Source organism: Acidovorax sp. YS12 (assembly GCA_021496925.1).
In the GTDB taxonomy this organism is placed as follows: Bacteria; Pseudomonadota; Gammaproteobacteria; order Burkholderiales; family Burkholderiaceae_C; genus Paenacidovorax.
On record CP053915.1, the window covers coordinates 4397960 to 4415634 of the forward strand.

General features: G+C 69.0%; 17 protein-coding genes. 13 read left to right on the top strand and 4 right to left on the bottom strand.

Going from position 1 to position 17675, the window contains the following annotated elements; all coding sequences use genetic code 11:
* Positions 1 to 147: 147 nt before the first annotated feature.
* Positions 148 to 1242: an AraC family transcriptional regulator gene (locus YS110_19755; protein ID UJB66841.1), complete on the top strand. Its 1095-nt coding sequence runs from the start codon at positions 148 to 150 to the stop codon at positions 1240 to 1242.
* Entirely contained in the window at positions 1242 to 2210 is a 969-nt protein-coding gene (locus YS110_19760; GenBank protein UJB67527.1) for a Twin-arginine translocation pathway signal, read from the top strand. The genes YS110_19755 and YS110_19760 overlap by 1 nt, the downstream gene beginning before the upstream one ends.
* A 187-nt stretch (positions 2211 to 2397) precedes the next feature.
* Here the strand turns inward: YS110_19760 and YS110_19765 are convergent, their stop codons facing one another.
* The 4 genes from YS110_19765 to grpE all read right to left on the bottom strand — a co-directional run bounded on the left by YS110_19765 (position 2398) and on the right by grpE (position 7688).
* Complete coding sequence (locus YS110_19765; protein UJB66842.1) at positions 2398 to 3762, bottom strand: MBL fold metallo-hydrolase; 1365 nt, start codon at positions 3760 to 3762, stop codon at positions 2398 to 2400.
* Between the two features lie 110 nt (positions 3763 to 3872).
* Positions 3873 to 5006 (bottom strand): molecular chaperone DnaJ, encoded by a 1134-nt coding sequence (gene dnaJ, locus YS110_19770; GenBank protein UJB66843.1) that lies wholly within the window; start codon positions 5004 to 5006, stop codon positions 3873 to 3875.
* 98 nt (positions 5007 to 5104) lie between these two features.
* The gene (gene dnaK, locus YS110_19775) at positions 5105 to 7063 is read right to left on the bottom strand and encodes a molecular chaperone DnaK (GenBank protein UJB66844.1); all 1959 of its coding nucleotides are present in this window, start codon (positions 7061 to 7063) and stop codon (positions 5105 to 5107) included.
* Positions 7064 to 7145: 82 nt separating this feature from the next.
* Entirely contained in the window at positions 7146 to 7688 is a 543-nt protein-coding gene (grpE, locus tag YS110_19780) for a nucleotide exchange factor GrpE (GenBank protein UJB66845.1), read from the bottom strand.
* A gap of 227 nt (positions 7689 to 7915) precedes the next feature.
* Here grpE and rpsF point away from each other — a divergent pair, with 227 nt between their 5' ends.
* The 11 genes from rpsF to YS110_19835 all read left to right on the top strand — a co-directional run bounded on the left by rpsF (position 7916) and on the right by YS110_19835 (position 17655).
* Positions 7916 to 8284 carry a 30S ribosomal protein S6 gene (gene rpsF / locus YS110_19785; GenBank protein UJB66846.1) on the top strand — a complete coding sequence of 123 codons (369 nt, stop codon included), beginning with the start codon at positions 7916 to 7918 and terminating at the stop codon, positions 8282 to 8284.
* A gap of 15 nt (positions 8285 to 8299) precedes the next feature.
* The gene (gene priB / locus YS110_19790; protein ID UJB66847.1) at positions 8300 to 8590 is read left to right on the top strand and encodes a primosomal replication protein N; all 291 of its coding nucleotides are present in this window, start codon (positions 8300 to 8302) and stop codon (positions 8588 to 8590) included.
* Between the two features lie 18 nt (positions 8591 to 8608).
* On the top strand, positions 8609 to 8890 hold the full coding sequence (locus tag YS110_19795; protein UJB66848.1) for a 30S ribosomal protein S18: 282 nt from the start codon (positions 8609 to 8611) through the stop codon (positions 8888 to 8890).
* A 12-nt stretch (positions 8891 to 8902) separates the two neighbouring features.
* Complete coding sequence (locus YS110_19800) at positions 8903 to 9352, top strand: 50S ribosomal protein L9 (GenBank protein UJB66849.1); 450 nt, start codon at positions 8903 to 8905, stop codon at positions 9350 to 9352.
* A 109-nt stretch (positions 9353 to 9461) separates the two neighbouring features.
* Positions 9462 to 10874, top strand: a complete 1413-nt coding sequence (gene dnaB / locus YS110_19805) for a replicative DNA helicase (protein UJB66850.1) — start codon at positions 9462 to 9464, stop codon at positions 10872 to 10874.
* A 67-nt stretch (positions 10875 to 10941) separates the two neighbouring features.
* A complete protein-coding gene (locus YS110_19810) occupies positions 10942 to 11520 on the top strand; it encodes a DNA-deoxyinosine glycosylase (GenBank protein UJB66851.1) in 579 nt (192 codons plus the stop codon).
* On the top strand, positions 11492 to 12256 hold the full coding sequence (locus YS110_19815) for a spermidine synthase (GenBank protein ID UJB66852.1): 765 nt from the start codon (positions 11492 to 11494) through the stop codon (positions 12254 to 12256). The genes YS110_19810 and YS110_19815 overlap by 29 nt, the downstream gene beginning before the upstream one ends.
* 28 nt (positions 12257 to 12284) lie before the next feature.
* Positions 12285 to 14075 carry a type II/IV secretion system protein gene (locus YS110_19820; protein UJB66853.1) on the top strand — a complete coding sequence of 597 codons (1791 nt, stop codon included), beginning with the start codon at positions 12285 to 12287 and terminating at the stop codon, positions 14073 to 14075.
* A 256-nt stretch (positions 14076 to 14331) separates the two neighbouring features.
* On the top strand, positions 14332 to 14820 hold the full coding sequence (locus YS110_19825; GenBank protein UJB66854.1) for a tripartite tricarboxylate transporter TctB family protein: 489 nt from the start codon (positions 14332 to 14334) through the stop codon (positions 14818 to 14820).
* 3 nt (positions 14821 to 14823) lie between these two features.
* Positions 14824 to 16335 carry a tripartite tricarboxylate transporter permease gene (locus YS110_19830; protein ID UJB66855.1) on the top strand — a complete coding sequence of 504 codons (1512 nt, stop codon included), beginning with the start codon at positions 14824 to 14826 and terminating at the stop codon, positions 16333 to 16335.
* A gap of 21 nt (positions 16336 to 16356) precedes the next feature.
* Positions 16357 to 17655 (top strand): DUF3422 domain-containing protein, encoded by a 1299-nt coding sequence (locus YS110_19835; GenBank protein ID UJB66856.1) that lies wholly within the window; start codon positions 16357 to 16359, stop codon positions 17653 to 17655.
* Positions 17656 to 17675: the final 20 nt, after the last annotated feature.

Here is a 17675-nt window from a genome sequence, read left to right on the forward strand (position 1 = left end):
GCCAGTGTCGGCAGCGCACCGGCCCGGCGCGAGGGCCAAAGACGCCATGCCGGGGGGCAAACGCGCCAAACACGCGCCTTTCGGGGTTTACCTGGGGGTGTACGGCCAGGAGCACAATGCGCGTATCAAGATGCAACGAGGTTCACGATGACAGGGTTCGCCGCGCCTTCCCCGGCCATACGGGCCAGCGGGCTGGAGGGTGCCACCCACAGCATGCTCGGCCTGGGTGCCCTGGTCGATGAAATGGCCGGCCAGGGCATCGCCGCCGCCGCGCTGCTGCAAGGCACGGGCCTGGTGCCGCAGCAGCTGGCCGACCCCAAGGCCCTGATGTCCACCGCGCAGAAGGTCACGGTGCTGCGCAACGTGCAGCACCTGTCCGCCGTGCCCGACGTGGGCCTGCGCGCCGGCTGCCGCCAGCGCCTGAGCGACTTCGGCGTCTGGGGCTACGCCCTGGCCAGCAGCGCCACCTTTGGCGATGCGGTGCTGCTGGGCATACGCCACATCAAGCTCGCCGGCCCGGTGCTGGAGAAGCGCTTTCGCGTCGAGGGCGACCGCGCCATCTTCGAGGGCTGCGACGTGCTGCAACTGGGCGACATCCTGCCGCTGTCCAGCGAGTTCTGGTTCAGCTCCATCCTGAAGCTCGGCCAGACCTTGCTGGGCAGTCCGGGGCCGCTGCCCGGCAGCCTGCTGCGGCTGCCCTACCCGCGCCCGGCCCATGCGGCGGCCTACGAGCGCGTGTTCGGCGGCACCATCGAGTTCGACGCCGGGGCGATGGAGTGGCACTTCGACGCCGCCGCGCTGCGCCAGCCCTTGCCCAACGCCAACCCGATCACGGCGGGCCTGTGCGCGCAGTTCTGCGAGCGCATGGTGGAGAGCCTGCCCGAAGAGGAGGACAGCCTGGCGCGCCGCATCCGCGCGGCCTGCCTCAACAGCCGGGGGCAGTTCCCCAGCGCCGACGAGATGGCCCAGCGCCTGGGCCTGTCGCTGCGCACCTTGCAGCGGCGGCTGGCCGACGCGGGCAAGAGCTACCAAGCTATCATCGACGAGGTGCGCGCCTCGCTGGCCCTGGAGTTCCTGGAGCACACCTCGCTGCCGGTGGCGGAAATCGCAGCCCGGACCGGGTTTTCCGAGGTGGCGAGCTTTCGCAAGGCGTTTCGCAAATGGACGGGCAACGCGCCCAGCCACTACCGGGAGCGCGCAGGCGATCCCCCGAGCCTTCCATCCCCTGTGCGGAGTCCATGATGTCCCTTCCCCGCCGCCACTGGCTGATCGGTTCCGCCGCCATCGCTGCCTCTCTGCCTGCCTTGTCCTGGGGGGCCAGCCCCATCCGCCTGCTCGTGGGCTTTCCGCCCGGCGGCGGTACCGACGCCATCGCCCGGCTGCTGGCCGACAAGCTCAAGGACCGGCTCGGCGCCCCCGTGGTGGTGGAGAACCGCCCCGGCGCCGGCGGCCAGATCGCGGCGCGCGCGCTGAAGGCGGCGCCCGCCGACGGCACCACGCTGTTCCTCACGCACGACCACACCATCTCCATCCTGCCGCAGGTGGTGAAGAACCCGGGCTTCGCGCCGGACGAGGACTTCGTGCCCGTGGCCGGCATCGCCAGCTTCGTCAACGGCTTCGCGCTCGCCGGCGGCACCCCGGCGCGCAGCTTCACCGGCTACGTCGAGTGGCTGCGCAGGCAGCACGGCGGCAAGGGTGCGGTGGGCATCCCGGCGCCCGCGTCCACGCCCGAGTTCCTGGTGCAACTGCTGGCGCGGCGCTACCAGCTCGACCTGGTGGCCGCGCCCTACCGTGGCGGCGCGCCGCTGCTGGCCGACATGATGGGCAACCAGATCGCCGCCGGCATCGGCTCGGTGCAGGACTTCATCGAGAGCCACCGCGCGGGCAAGGTGCGCTTCGTCGCCGTGCTGGGCGGCAAGCGCCAGGCCGAGCTGCCCGACGTGCCCACGTTCGCCGAGCTGGGCCTGCCGGGCTTCGAGGACATGCCGTACTACGGCTTCTACGCCCCCCGGGGCACGCCGCAGAAGGCCATCGACGCCTTCAGCGCCGCCGTGGCCGAGGTGCTGGCGCTGCCGCCGGTGCGCCAGCAGCTCACGCACATGGGCCTGACGGTGGGGCACATGGCCCCCGGGCAACTGGCGGCGCGCGAGCAGGCCTATACGCGGGTGTGGCGCAAGATCATCCAGACCAGCGGCTTCCAGCCGCAGTGAGCAGGAGCACCCCCCTGAGCGGCTGCGCCGCTTCCCCCCGCTCTCGCCACGCTGCCCGTGGCGGGCAGGGGGACGCAGCCCTCGCTCGGGCCGCGTCCGCTTCATCGGCCGTGGGCTGTTGTGCTCTTGAAACAAGAGCTGCTGGCGCTTGCTGGGCAAGCGCCAGCGCCACAAAAGGCCAAGAATTTCAGAGCGTGTAGCTGGCCCCGGCGCGGGGCACCTGTGCGTGCCAGTGCAGCGTGCGCTCGATGCGCTGGCGCAGCGCGTCCGAGGCGCCCATGTCGCCGTGCACCACGAACACCTTGCCCGGTGCCGACGGCATCTGGCCCAGCCAGCCGGTGAGCTGGGCGGCGTCGGCGTGGGCCGAGGCCGAGTGCAACTGCTGCACTTTGGCGCGGATGGCCACGTCCTGCCCCAGCATGCGCACGCTCTTCTCGCCCGCGGCCAGGCGCGCGCCGCGCGTGCCCGGGGTCTGGTAGCCGGTGAGCAGGATCAGGTTGCGGTGGTGGCCCGCGTGCAGCGCCAGGTGGTGCAGCACGCGCCCGCCGGTGGCCATGCCGCTGGCGGCCAGGATCACGCGCGGGCCGTGCAGCCGCGCCAGGGCCTTGGATTCGTCGGTGGTGCGCACCAGCGTCGTGCCCTGGGTCATGGCCTGCAGCTCGGCGGGGGTGAGGCGGTGCGCGCCCATGTGCTTGCCCAGCAACTGCGTGGCGCTCACGGCCATGGGGCTGTCGAGGTACACCGGCAGCCCGGCCGGAATGCGGCCCTGGGCCTTGAGCCGCGTGATGGCCAGCATGAGCTGCTGCGCGCGCCCCACGGCGAACACCGGCACCACGGCCACGCCGCCGCGCGCGGCCAGGCGCGTGAGCGCCGGGGCCAGTTCGTCCTCCATGTGCAGCGCGGGGTGCTCGCGGTCGCCGTAGGTGGATTCGACCAGCACCACGTCGGCGGCCGGGGGCGCCTCGGGCGGCAGCATCAGCGGGTCGTCGGGCCGGCCCAGGTCGCCCGAGAACAGGATGCGCTGCCCGCCCACTTCGAGCAGCACGCTGGCCGCGCCCAGGATGTGCCCCGCGCCAAAGAAGCGCGCGCGCCAGCCCGGCAGCGGCTCGAATGGCTGGTGCAGCGGGTGGGCCTGCAGCAGGCGCAGGCTGTGCACGGCGTCGAGCCGCGTGTACAGCGGCAGCGCCGGGTCGTGGCGGCTCAGGCGGTGGCGGTTCAGGTACGAGGCTTCTTCCTCCTGCAGGTGGCCGCTGTCGGGCAGCAGGATGCCGCACAGGTCGCGCGTGCCCGCGGTGCAGTGCACGGCGCCGCTGTAGCCCTGGCGCGCCAGCAGCGGCAGGTAGCCGCTGTGGTCCAGGTGGGCGTGGGTCAGCACCACGGCGTCGATGCGCGCGGCGGGCACGGGCAGCGGCTCCCAGTTCATTTCGCGCAGGCTCTTGTAGCCCTGGAACAGGCCGCAATCGACCAGCAGGCGCTGGCCGCCGTGTTCTACGAGGTACTTGGAGCCGGTGACGGTGCCGGCGGCGCCCAGGAAGGTGATGCTGACGCTCATGGAAAGATGCTCCGTGGTGGTCCTGATTCCATCGTACCCAGAAAAAAACCGCCTGGGCGCGTGGCCGCAGGCGGTGGTTTTTTGGGGCGTGGGGGCGGGGTGGCCCGGCTTTAGCTGAAGAAGCTCTTGAGCCGGTCGGTCCAGCTCTCGGTCGAGGGCGAGTGCTTGCCGCCGCCTTTCTTCAGCGACTCTTCCAGCTCGCGCAGCAGCTTGCGCTGGTACTCGGTGAGCTTGACCGGCGTCTCGACCACGATGTGGCAGTACAGGTCGCCGGGGTAGCTGGCGCGCACGCCCTTGATGCCCTTGCCGCGCAGGCGGAACTGCTTGCCGGCCTGCGTGCCTTCGGGAATGTCGATCACGGCCTTGCCCTGCAGCGTCGGCACCTCGATCTCGCCGCCCAGCGCCGCCGTGATGAAGCTCACCGGCACCTGGCAGTGCAGGTCGTCGCCGTCGCGCTCGAAGATGTCGTGCTTGCGGATGCGGATCTCGATGTACAGGTCGCCCGGCGGGCCGCCGTTGGTGCCGGGCTCGCCGTTGCCGGTGCTGCGGATGCGCATGCCGTCGTCGATGCCGGCGGGGATCTTCACCTCCAGCGTCTTCTGGCGCTTGATCTTGCCCTGGCCATGGCAGGCCGTGCAGGGCTCGGGGATGATCTTGCCCGTGCCGCGGCAGTGCGGACAGGTCTGCTGCACGCTGAAGAAGCCCTGGCGCATCTGCACCACGCCCGCGCCGCTGCAGGTGGTGCAGGTCTTGGCGCTGGTGCCGGGCTTGGCGCCGCTGCCGTGGCAGGTGTCGCAGCTGTCCCAGCTCGGGATGCGGATCTGCGCGTCCTTGCCGTGGGCGGCTTCCTCGAGCGAGATGTCCATGGCGTAGGACAGGTCGCTGCCGCGGTAGACCTGGCGGCCGCCGCGCCCGCCGCGCGCGCCGCCGAACATGTCGCCGAAGATGTCGCCAAAGGCCTCGGCGAAGCCGCCGAAGCCTTCGGCGCCGCCGCCGGGGCCGCGCATGTTGGGGTCCACGCCGGCGTGGCCGTACTGGTCGTAGGCGGCGCGCTTCTGCGTGTCGGAGAGCATCTCGTAGGCTTCCTTGGCCTCCTTGAATTTCTCCTCGGCGTTCTTCGCCGCGTCACCCTGGTTGCGGTCAGGGTGGTACTTCATCGCCAGCTTGCGATAGGCCTTCTTGATGTCGTCGTCCGAGGCGTTCTTGGGGACGCCCAGAACCTCGTAATAGTCTCGTTTGGACATGCTAGGGAATCCGGTGGCTTGGAAGAGGCAACGCCGCGCGGGCCGCCTGCATCACGGCAGGCACCAGCGCGGCGGCTTGTGTCAGCGCAAGCGCTGCATCATCCCTTCTTGACTTCCTTCACCTCGGCATCGACCACGTTGTCGTCGTCGGCGGGCTTGCCGCCCGGGGCCGAGGAGGCCGCGCCGGGGCCGGCAGCGGCGCCTTCGGCGGCACCGGCAGCGGCCTGGGCAGCCTGGGCGTCGGCGTACATCTTCTCGCCGAGCTTCTGGCTCGCGGCCATCAGCGCGGTGGTCTTCTCGTCGATGGTGGCCTTGTCATCGCCCTTGAGCGCTTCCTCCAGCGCCTTCACGGCGTCCTCGATGGCGGACTTCTCACCGGCGTCGAGCTTGTCGCCGTGCTCGCCCAGGCTCTTGGTCACGCTGTGCAGGGCAGCCTCGCCCTGGTTGCGCGCCTGCACCAGCTCCAGCTTCTTCTTGTCGTCGGCGGCGTTCAGCTCGGCGTCCTTCACCATGCGCTGGATCTCGTCTTCCGACAGGCCCGAGTTCGCCTTGATGGTGATCTTGTTTTCCTTGCCGGTGCCCTTGTCCTTGGCGCCCACGTGCAGGATGCCGTTGGCGTCGATGTCGAAGCTCACCTCGATCTGCGGCAGGCCGCGCGGCGCGGGCGGGATGCCTTCGAGGTTGAACTCGCCCAGCAGCTTGTTGCCCGAGGCCATCTCGCGCTCGCCCTGGAAGACCTTGATGGTCACGGCGGGCTGGTTGTCGTCGGCCGTGGAGAAGGTCTGCGCGAACTTGGTCGGGATGGTCGTGTTCTTGGTGATCATCTTGGTCATCACGCCGCCCAGGGTCTCGATGCCCAGGCTCAGCGGGGTGACGTCCAGCAGCAGCACGTCCTTGCGGTCGCCCGAGAGCACCTGGCCCTGGATGGCGGCGCCCACGGCCACGGCTTCGTCGGGGTTCACGTCCTTGCGCGGGTCCTTGCCGAAGAACTCCTTGACCTTCTCCTGCACCTTGGGCATGCGCGTCATGCCGCCGACCAGGATCACGTCATGGATGTCGGACACGGACACGCCGGCGTCCTTGATGGCCGTGCGGCACGGGGCGATGGTGCGCTCGATCAGCTCCTCCACCAGGCTCTCCAGCTTGGCGCGGGTCAGCTTGATGTTCAGGTGCTTGGGGCCCGAGGCGTCGGCCGTGATGTAGGGCAGGTTGATGTCGGTCTGCGCAGAGTTCGACAGCTCGATCTTGGCCTTCTCGGCCGCTTCCTTGAGGCGCTGCAGCGCGAGCACGTCCTTGCTCAGATCGACGCCCTGTTCCTTCTTGAACTCGCCGATGATGTAGTCGATGATGCGCTGGTCGAAGTCCTCGCCGCCCAGGAAGGTGTCGCCGTTGGTGGACAGCACCTCGAACTGCTTCTCGCCATCGACGTCGGCGATCTCGATGATCGACACGTCGAACGTGCCGCCGCCCAGGTCATACACGGCGATCTTGCGGTCGCCCTTCTCGGCCTTGTCCAGGCCGAAGGCCAGCGCCGCCGCCGTGGGCTCGTTGATGATGCGCTTGACTTCCAGGCCGGCGATGCGGCCGGCGTCCTTGGTGGCCTGGCGCTGCGCGTCGTTGAAGTACGCGGGCACGGTGATGACGGCCTCGGTCACGGGCTCGCCCAGGTAGTCCTCGGCGGTCTTCTTCATCTTGCGCAGGATGTCGGCCGACACCTGCTGGGCCGAGATCTTGTTGCCGCGCACCTCGATCCAGGCGTCGCCGTTGTCGGCGGCCACGATCTTGTAGGGCATCAGGTCGATGTCCTTCTGCACTTCCTTCTCGGTGAACTTGCGGCCGATCAGGCGCTTGACGGCGTACAGCGTGTTCTTGGGGTTGGTGACGGCCTGGCGCTTGGCCGAGGCGCCGACGAGGATCTCGCCGTCGTCCTGGTACGCGACGATCGAAGGCGTGGTGCGCGCGCCTTCACTGTTCTCGATCACGCGCGTGGTGTTGCCTTCCATGATGGACACGCAGCTGTTCGTGGTGCCCAGGTCGATGCCGATGATTTTTCCCATGTTGTTCTCCGTGATGCTGGAATGTTTGGATGCGGATTAGCTGTGGATAACTTGGCTGGCTTTCAAGGGGGCGGGGCGCGATTTATTTCGGCGCCGCCACGGTGACCAGGGCCGGGCGCAGCACGCGCTCGGCGATCAGGTAGCCCTTTTGCAGCACGCTCACCACGGTGTTGGCTTCCTGGTCGGCCGGCACCATGCTGATGGCCTGGTGCTGGTGCGGGTCGAACTTGGCGCCCGGCGCCGGGGCCACCACGATGACCTTGTTGCGCTCCAGCGCCGACAGCAGCTGGCGGCGCGTCGCGTCGGAGCCCTCGCGCAGCTGGGCGGCGGTGGCATTCTCGATGGCCAGCGCCGCGTCCAGGCTGTCGCACACGGCCAGCATGCTCTCGGCGAAGCTCTCGACGCTGAACTTGCGCGCCTTCGACACTTCGTCCTCGGCGCGGCGGCGGACGTTCTCGGCCTCGGCCTTGGCGCGCAGGAACTGGTCGGCCAGGTCGGCGCTCTTGGCCTTGAGTTCGGCCAGCTCGGCCTGCAGGCGCGCCATTTCGTCGGCCGTGTTGGCGGCCATGGCGGCTTCGACTTCTTCGGGCGAGGGCGGGGTGGCTTGAGGGTTTTGCTCGGACATGGTTGGAAAGTGTTGAAAACCGTGACGGCCCGCACATGGGGCCGGGGCGGCCTTTTTCAAGGCGCGCGGCGTTTGGCGGGGCGAAAAAACCGGCTTCGCGCGGGTGGCGCGGCCGGGCGCCGAAGCCCGCAAGTGTACAAGCGCTTTGCGCGTGGCTATAATCTCGCGCTTTGCCTTGCCACACCGCTACTTGACGCAGCGGGCGGCTTCAACCAAAAGGAGTGTGCATGCGTCACTACGAAATCATTTTGTTGATCCACCCGGATCAGAGCGAGCAAGTTCCGGCCATGCTGGAGCGCTACAAGGGCATGATCACCCAGGGCGGCGGCAAGATCCACCGCGTGGAAGACTGGGGCCGCCGCCAGCTGGCGTACCTGATCAACAAGCTCGCCAAGGCCCATTACCTGTGCCTGAACATCGAGGCTGACCAGGCCGTGATGGCCGAGCTGGAGCACGCCTTCAAGTTCAACGACGCCGTGCTGCGCCACCTCACGGTGCAGAAGAAGAAGGCCGAGACTGGCCCGTCCTCGATGATGAAGACCGTCGAGCGCGAAGAAGCCCGCAAGGCCAGCCAGGCCGAGCAGGCCGCCGCCTGATAGCGCACGGGGAGAGTGGACAACCACGTTGCCTTGACCGCCTGTATCGCCGAGGCCCAGCCTTTGCGCTACACCCCCGCCGGGTTGCCCGCGCTGGATCTGCGGCTCGAACACGGGTCGCGCCAGATGGACGCAGGGCAGGCGCGGGACGTCAAGCTGGCGATCAAGGCACTGGCCTTCGGCACGCTGGCTGAGCGGCTGGCGCGCCAGAACCTCGGCAGCCGCTTTCGCTTCCAGGGCTTTCTGGCCATGTCGCGCAACGGCAAGTCGGTGGTGTTCCACATCCAGGATATTCAACAAGATTAATTTTCAAGAGGCTCGAAAATGGCCACGTTCAAGAAATTCAACAAGGACAAGCGTCCGAAGCGCAACACCCAGTCGCTGCTGTTCAAGCGCAAGCGCTTCTGCCGCTTCACCGTCGCCGGCGTCGAAGAGATCGACTACAAGGATGTCGACACCCTGCGCGACTTCATCGCCGAAAACGGCAAGATCATCCCCGCACGCCTGACCGGCACGCGCGCCATCTACCAGCGCCAGCTGAACACGTCGATCAAGCGCGCGCGTTTCTTGGCCATGCTGCCCTACAGCGACCAGCACAAGATCTAAGGAGCACGAACCATGCAAATCATTCTGCTCGACAAGGTCGTGAACCTCGGCAACCTGGGCGAGATCGTCAAGGTCAAGGACGGCTACGCCCGCAACTTCCTGATCCCCACGGGCCGCGCCCGCCGCGCCACGGCTGCCGCCAAGGCCGAGTTCGAGGCCAAGCGCGCCGAACTCGAAAAGGCCGCCGCCGAGAAGCTGACTGCCGCCCAGGCCCAGGGCGAGAAGCTGGCTGGCACCACCGTCAAGCTGACCCAAAAGGCCGGCGTGGACGGCCGCCTGTTCGGTTCGGTCACCAACCACGACATCTGCGAAGAGATCAACAAGCTGGGCTTCCAGCTGGTCAAGTCGCAAATCCGTATGCCCGGCCTGATCAAGACCGTGGGCGACAACACCATCAGCGTGGCTCTGCACACCGACGTGGTGGTCGAAGTGACCGTTGCGGTCTACGGCGAAACCGCCTGAGCGACGGGTTCCCCGCTTGCCCTGCAAAAGCCGCCTCCGGGCGGCTTTTGTGTTTTCTGCCCGTCGTCCGTGCGGCTAGTACGATGGCGGGCTTGCCCCGAGGATTTCGATGTCTGCCGTGATGCCCCCGCTCGATGATGACTTTGCGCCCCCGCTGCTGGACCGCGAGGTGGCGCAGCTGCGCGTGCCGCCGCACTCGATGGAGTCCGAGTCCAGCGTGCTCGGCGGCCTGCTGCTCGACAACAACGCCTGGGACCGCGTGGGCGACCTGCTCACCGACAGCGACTTCTACCGCCACGAGCACCAGCTGATCTACGCGGCCATCGGCGCGCTGGTCAATGCCAGCAAGCCCGCCGACGTGATCACCGTCTACGAGCAGTTGCAGGGCCTGGGCAAGGCCGAGGAGGTGGGCGGGCTGCTGTACCTGAACCAGCTCGCGCAGTACGTGCCCAGCGCCACCAACATCCGGCGCTACGCCGAGATCGTGCGCGAGCGCGCCATCCTGCGCAAGCTCGTGACGGCCAGCGACGAGATCGCCACCAACGCCTTCAACCCGCAGGGCCGCACGGTGGAGCGCATTCTCGACGAAGCCGAGGCCAAGATCTTCGCCATCGGCGAGGAGGGATCGCGCACCAAGCAGGGCTTCCAGTCGCTCGACACCCTGGTCATCGACCTGCTCGACCGCGTGCAGGAAATGGCCGACAATCCCGTGGACGTGACCGGCGTGCCCACCGGCTTCATGGACCTGGACCGCATGACCAGCGGCCTGCAGGCGGGCGACCTGGTGGTGCTGGCGGCGCGCCCTTCCATGGGCAAGACCTCGTTCGCCGTGAACATCGCCGAGCACGTGGCGCTCAACGAAGGGCTGCCCGTGGCCATCTTCTCGATGGAAATGGGCGCGGCGCAGCTGGCGGTGCGTATCGTCGGCTCCATCGGCCGCGTGAACCAGGGCAACCTGCGCACCGGCAAGCTCTCGGACGAGGAATGGCCGCGCCTCACCGAGGCCATCGAGCGCCTGCGCACCGTCAGCCTGCACATCGACGAAACCCCGGGACTGACCCCGACCGAGCTGCGCGCCAACGCGCGGCGCCTGGCGCGCCAGTGCGGCAAGCTGGGCCTGATCGTGGTCGACTACCTGCAGCTCATGAGCGGCTCGGGCTCCAGCAGTTCCGACAACCGCGCCACCGAACTCGGCGAGATCTCGCGCGGCCTGAAGATGCTGGCCAAGGAACTGCAGTGCCCGGTGATCGCGCTGTCGCAGCTCAACCGCTCGGTCGAGCAGCGCACCGACAAGCGCCCGATGATGAGCGACCTGCGCGAGTCGGGCGCCATCGAGCAGGATGCGGACATCATCATGTTCATCTACCGCGACGACTACTACAACAAGGACTCGAACGAGCCCAACATCGCCGAGGTCATCATCGGCAAGCAGCGTAACGGCCCCACGGGCACCGTGAAGCTGTTCTTCCAGAAGAACCAGACACGCTTCGAGAACCTGGCGATGGGGGGCGATGATTATTGACAAAATCGGCCTCCAGCCCTTGCTGGGCAAGCGCTGGCAGCTCTTTTTTTGATAGTCTCGGAAATCCATGCCGCTCCAGGACACCATATCGACGCAACCTGCCGCGCCGCGCCTCGCGGGCCTCGGTCCCGTGGCCGATGCGCGCACCGTGGTGCTGGTGCTGGGCAGCTTTCCCGGCGTGGCCTCGCTGCGCGCGCAGCAGTACTACGCGCACCCGCACAACCATTTCTGGCCCGTGCTGCAGGCGCTGTGGCCGCAGCACCCGCTGCCCGGGCGCGACGACTACGCCGCGCGCTGCGCGTGGCTGCTGGCGCGCGGCCTGGGCCTGTGGGACGTGTACGCCGCCTGCGAGCGCGAGGGCAGCCTGGACGCGCGCATCCGCAACGCCGCGCTCAACGACTTCGCCGCGCTGCGCGCGCGCTGTCCGCGCCTGGCCGCCATCGCCCACAATGGCGGCGAAAGCTTCCGGCACGCCAAGGCGGTGCGCGCGGTACTGGGCGACGGCCTGCCGTCGCTGCGCCTGCCATCGACCAGCCCGGCCAACGCCTCCTGGCGCTTCGAGCGCAAACGCAACGCCTGGGCCGAGGCCCTGGCCCCTTTTGGATTGGTAGACACCATTGGCCCGCAAGAAAACCGCCGCGGCTGACCTGCCCGAGGTCAGCGTCTCCGAGTACGGCAACGTACGCAATCTGCACCTGGGCACGCCGTGGATCCAGGGCTCGATGCGCCTGGACGACCCGTTCGCCATCGAGCTCGAATACGTGCAGCGCATGATGGCCTGGCTGCTGTTCGTCGAGCCCGCCAGCGTCGCCAAGCGCCACGCCATGCAGCTCGGCCTGGGCGCGGGCGCCATCACCAAGTTCTGCCGCAAGAAGCTGCGCATGTGCTGCACCGTGGTCGAGCTGAACCCGCGCGTCGAGGCCGTGTGCCGCGCCTGGTTCAAGCTGCCGCCCGACGGCCCGCTGCAGCGCGTGGTGCTGGCCGACGCGGCCGAGGAAATCCAGAAACCCGAATGGCTCGGCACGGTGGATGCGCTGGCCGTCGATCTGTACGACCACGAGGCCGCCGCGCCGGTGCTCGACAGCGCGGAGTTCTACGCCGATTGCCGCGCGCTGCTGGCCGAGGACGGCTGCATGACGGTCAACCTCTTCGGCCGCGCCGCCAGCTACGAGCGCAGCCTGGCCAGCATGGCGCAGGCCTTTGGCGAAGAGGCGCTGTGGGCCTTCAAGCCCACGCGCGAGGGCAACACGGTGGTGCTGGCACAGCGCCAGCCCACGCGGCCCAAACCGGCCGAGCTGCGCGCGCGCGCCGAGGCGGTGCAGGCGCGCTGGGAACTGCCGGCCACCAAGTGGCTGCGCGTGTTCAAGCCCGTGGCGCGATAGCGGCGGGATAGAAACAGGAGGACGTCCCATGCATTCCACCCCCCCCAAGGCCGAGGCCGCGCCCCGCATCACCGGCCCGCTGGACTGGCGCCGCGTGGTCGAGTGGCTGAAGGAGGACGGCGTCATCACGCCCGAGGAGGCACAGCGCACCATCGCCCGCTGCTCGCAGGGCGAGAGCCACCAGCACCCGCTGGTGCGCCTGGCCAGCGTGGCCATGGCGCGTGCCGAGGGCGGCCGCCCGCTGCCGCTGGAGGAGCTGACCGAGTACGTGGCGCGGCGCAGCGGCCTGGCCTACCTGCGCATCGACCCGCTGAAGGTGGACGTGGGCCGCGTGGCCGACGCCATGAGCGCCAACTACGCCGAGCGCCACAAGGTGCTGCCGGTGCAGGTCACGCCGCAGGAGGTGGTGGTGGCCACGGCCGAGCCCTTCATCGACGACTGGGTGGCCGAGGTGGAGCGCCAGTCGCGCCGCAGCGTGCGCCGCGTCATGGCGAACCCGCAGGACATCCAGCGCTACATGGGCGAGTTCTTCGCGCTCGCCAAGTCGGTGCGCGCGGCGCAGAAGAGCGGCGGCAGCGCCAGCGGCAGCACCTTCGAGCAGCTCGTCGAGCTGGGCAAGACCAACAAGCAGCTCGACGCCAACGACCAGGGCGTGATCCGCGTGGTCGACTGGCTGTGGCAGTACGCCTTCGACCAGCGCGCCAGCGACATCCACCTGGAGCCGCGGCGCGAGCAGGGCGTGATCCGCTTCCGCATCGACGGCGTGCTGCACCCGGTCTACCAGATGCCCATGGGCGTGCTCAACGCCATGGTGGCGCGCGTCAAGCTGCTCGGGCGCATGGACGTGGTGGAAAAGCGCCGCCCGCTGGACGGCCGCATCAAGACGCGCAACCCGCGCGGCGACGAGGTGGAAATGCGCCTCTCGACCCTGCCCACGGCCTTCGGCGAGAAGATGGTGATGCGTATCTTCGACCCCGACAACGCCGTCAAGGACCTGGACGCGCTCGGTTTCGCGCGCCACGACGCCGACCGCTGGGAGGGGCTGGTGCGGCGCCCGCACGGCATCATCCTGGTGACGGGGCCGACGGGCTCGGGCAAGACCACCACGCTGTATTCCACACTCAAGCGCATCGCCACCGAGGAAGTCAACGTCAGCACGGTGGAAGACCCGATCGAAATGATCGAGCCCAGCTTCAACCAGACGCAGGTGCAGCCGCAGCTCGACTTCAGCTTCACCGAGGGCCTGCGCGCGCTGATGCGCCAGGACCCGGACATCATCATGGTGGGCGAAATCCGCGACCTGCCCACGGCCGAGATGGCGGTGCAGGCGGCGCTCACCGGCCACCTGGTGTTCAGCACGCTGCACACCAACGACGCGCCCAGCGCCGTGAGCCGCCTGATGGAGCTGGGCGTGCCCAACTACCTCATCAACGCCACGCTGCTCGGCATCCTGGCGCAGCGCCTGGTGCGCACGCTGTGCGCGCAGTGCAAGCAGCGCGACGAGAGCGCGCGCATGGAAGACCTGGCCGAGGCCGTGCGGCCCTGGAAGCTCTCCGGCGGCTACCAGCCCTACAAGCCCGTGGGCTGCGTGGAGTGCCGCATGACGGGCTTCCGTGGCCGCATGGGCCTGTACGAGCTGCTCACGGTGAGCGAGGCTTTCAAGGACCGCGTGACGCAAAGCCCGTCGATCGACGCGCTGCGCCGCCAGGCCGTGCACGATGGCATGCGCCCGCTGCGCCTGGCGGGCGCGCTGCGCGTGGCCGAGGGGCTGACCACGCTGGAGGAGGTGGTGGCGGTCACGCCGCCGGTGGAAAAATGAGACACCCCCTGAGTCGCCTTCGGCGCCTTCCCCCTCTCTCTACGCGCTGCGCGCTGCGCGCTCCGGGAGGGGGAGCGCTAGCTCAGCGGCCTGGCAAAGCCAGCTCCGCGGCTGCCTGGCGTGGGCCGCGCCGGTTTCATGGGTGGGGGCGATTTTTAGAAAAATAAGCCTCCAGCCCTTTGCTGGAAAGCGCTAGCAGCTATCAAAACAAGAGCTTTTTTGCCGCAGCCCCGCGCTGCACCGGGAGGAGTGGATCGTGAGAGTCAAGAACCAGAAGGATTTCCTGGCCGGCCTGCTGTTCATGGCCGTGGGCCTGGCTTTTGCCTGGGGCGCCACGCGCTACCCCATAGGACGCGGTGCGCACATGGGGCCGGGCTACTTTCCGCTGGTGCTGGGGGGGCTGCTGGCGTTCATCGGCGCCTTGGTGGTCTTCAAGGCGGCGGTGATCCAGACCGAGGGCGGCAACAAGGTCGGCCCCTGGGCCTGGCGGCCGCTCCTGTGCATCCTGGGCGCCAACTTCGCGTTCGGCATTCTGCTGGCGGGCCTGCCCGGCCTGGGCATTCCCTCGCTGGGGCTGGTGGCGGCCATCTATGCGCTCACGTTCATCGCCAGCCTGGCCAGCGGGCCGCTGCGCTTCAAGGAAGTGTTCGTCCTGGCCAGCGTGCTGGCCGCGGGCAGCAGCCTGGCCTTCGTCGAGCTGCTGCAGCTGCAGCTGCCGCTGTGGCCGGCTTTCGTGGCGGGGTGAGGCATGGACTGGCTGCAACATCTGGCCACCGGATTCGGCGTCGCCTTCACGGCGCAGAACCTGCTGTACTGCTTCATCGGCTGCCTGCTGGGCACCTTGATCGGGGTGCTGCCGGGCATCGGCCCCGTGGCCACCATCGCCATGCTGCTGCCCGCCACCTACGCGCTGCCGCCGGTGGCGGCGCTCATCATGCTGGCGGGCATCTACTACGGCGCGCAGTATGGCGGCTCGACCACGGCCATCCTGGTCAACCTGCCGGGCGAGTCGTCGTCGGTGGTGACGGTGATCGATGGCTACCAGATGGCGCGCGCCGGCCGCGCCGGGCCGGCGCTGGCGGCGGCGGGCATCGGCTCGTTCTTCGCCGGCTGCGCGGGCACGCTGATCCTGGCGGCCTTCGCGCCGCCGCTGGCCGAGATGGCCGTCCACTTCGGCCCGGCGGAGTATTTCTCGCTCATGGTGCTGGGCCTGATCGGCGCGGTGGTGCTGGCCTCGGGCTCGCTGCTCAAGGCGGTGGGCATGATCGTGCTGGGCCTGCTGCTGGGCGTGGTGGGCACGGACGTGAACTCCGGCACGGTGCGCTTCGCCTTCGACGTGCCGGAGCTGATCGACGGCATCGGCTTCGTGGCCATCGCCATGGGCGTGTTCGGCTATGGCGAGATCATCGCCAACCTGTCCCGGCCCGAGGAGGAGCGGGAGGTGTTTTCCGCCAAGGTGCAGGGGCTCATGCCGACGCGCGAGGACTTCCGGCGCATGACGCCCGCCATCCTGCGCGGCACGGCGCTGGGCTCGGTGCTGGGGGTGCTGCCCGGCGGCGGCGCGCTGCTGGCGGCGTTCGCGGCCTACACGGTGGAGAAGAAAACCCGCCTGCACCCCGGCGAGGTGCCGTTCGGCAAGGGCAACATCCGCGGCGTGGCGTCGCCCGAATCGGCCAACAACGCGGGCTCGCAGACCTCCTTCATCCCGCTGCTGACGCTGGGCATCCCGCCCAACGCCGTGATGGCGCTGATGGTCGGGGCCATGACCATCCACGACATCCAGCCCGGCCCGCAGGTGCTGACCCACAACCCCGAGCTGTTCTGGGGCCTCGTGGCCTCGATGTGGATCGGCAACCTGATGCTGGTGGTCCTGAACCTGCCGCTGATCGGCATCTGGATCAAGCTGCTCTCGGTGCCCTACCGCTGGCTGTTCCCGTCCATCGTGCTGTTCTGCGCCATCGGCGTCTACACCACGAACAACAACAGCTTCGACGTGTGGATGGTGGGCGCCTTCGGCCTGGCCGGCTATGTGTTCCACAAGCTGGGCATGGAGCCCGCGCCGCTGCTGCTGGGCTTCATCCTGGGGCCGATGATGGAAGAGTACCTGCGCCGCGCGCTGCTGCTGTCGCGCGGCGACTGGAGCGTGTTCGTCACGCGCCCGCTGTCGGCGGGGCTGCTGGCGGCCGCCGCGCTGCTGCTGGTGCTCGTGCTGCTGCCGGCGGTCAAGCAAACGCGCCAGGACGCCTTCACCGAGGATTAGCCCCACATACCCGCCCCGACCATGCACCACACTCCCCTTCCCGCACTGCACCCGCAACGCGCGCTGCTGCACAACGAGATCCATGCCCGCCCGCCCGAGGCTCTGGCGGCGCCGATGGCGATCACGCACGTCGTCATGTGGGCCGACGCCGCGCAGCGCGAGGCCAGCCGGGCCCACCTGGCGGCCCTGCTGCGCGACCACCACCAGCCGCTGCCGGGCGAGCACAACACCCACCTGCGCGTGGATCTCGGCGCATTCCGGCTGCGCTGGGAGCTGCACACCGAGTTCGTCAGCTGGACGTTCATGGCGCCCCTGGCGGCCGATGGCTTTGCCGAGCGTGAGCCTGCGGGCGCGAGCGAGAGCGTGCCCCGCGGGTGGCTGGCGCAGTTGCCCGGCCAGTGCCTGTGCAGCCTGCACCTGTGGGTGCTGCCCACGCAGGGCTTTGGCAACGCCTCGCTCGTGCCCCAGGTGCTGCGCGAGGACACCCTGGTGGCCTCCACCGTGGCCGACGGCCATGGCGAGGTGTTCACCGACTTTGCCATCCATGCCGACGGCAGCTCGCGCATGGTGCTGCTCGCGGGCGGCATGACGCCGCGCCGCCTGGGGCGGCTGGTGCAGCGGCTGCTGGAGATCGAGACCTACCGCATGGCCGCGCTGCTGGGCCTGCCGGCGGCGCGCGACGCCGCGGCGGTGCTGGCCAGCGCCGAGCGCGAGCTGGCGGCGCTGGCAGAGGCCATCCGCAGCGCCGACCGCGACGCCGAGCCGGCGCTGCTGGACCGGCTCACGCGCCTGGCCGGGCAGGTGGAGAGCCAGCACGCCGCCACGCACTCGCGCTTTTCCGCCAGCAATGCCTACTTCGAGCTGGTGGACCGGCGCATCCGCGACATCGCCGAGTCGCGCCTGGCGGGCATGCAGACCATCGGCGAGTTCATGGACCGGCGCCTGACACCCGCGCGCAATACCTGCGAATGGGTGGCGCGGCGCCAGGACGGGCTGTCGCAGCGCGTCTCGCGCATCAGCAGCCTGCTGCGCACGCGCGTGGAGATCGAGCAGCAGCAGAGCAGCCAGGCGCTGCTGGGCGCCATGAACCAGCGCCAGGACCTGCAGCTCAAGCTGCAGTCCACGGTGGAGGGGCTGTCCGTGGCCGCCATCACCTACTACATCGTCGGCCTGGTGAGCTACCTGGCCAAGGGCGCGCAGAAGCTGGGCTGGCCCTGGTCGCCCGAAAGCACGGCGGCGGTGGCCATCCCGCTGGTGGCCGGCAGCGTCTGGTGGTCGCTGCGGCGCTTGCACCAGCGCATGTTCAAGAACCGCCATTGAAATGAAGCACCCCCTGAGTC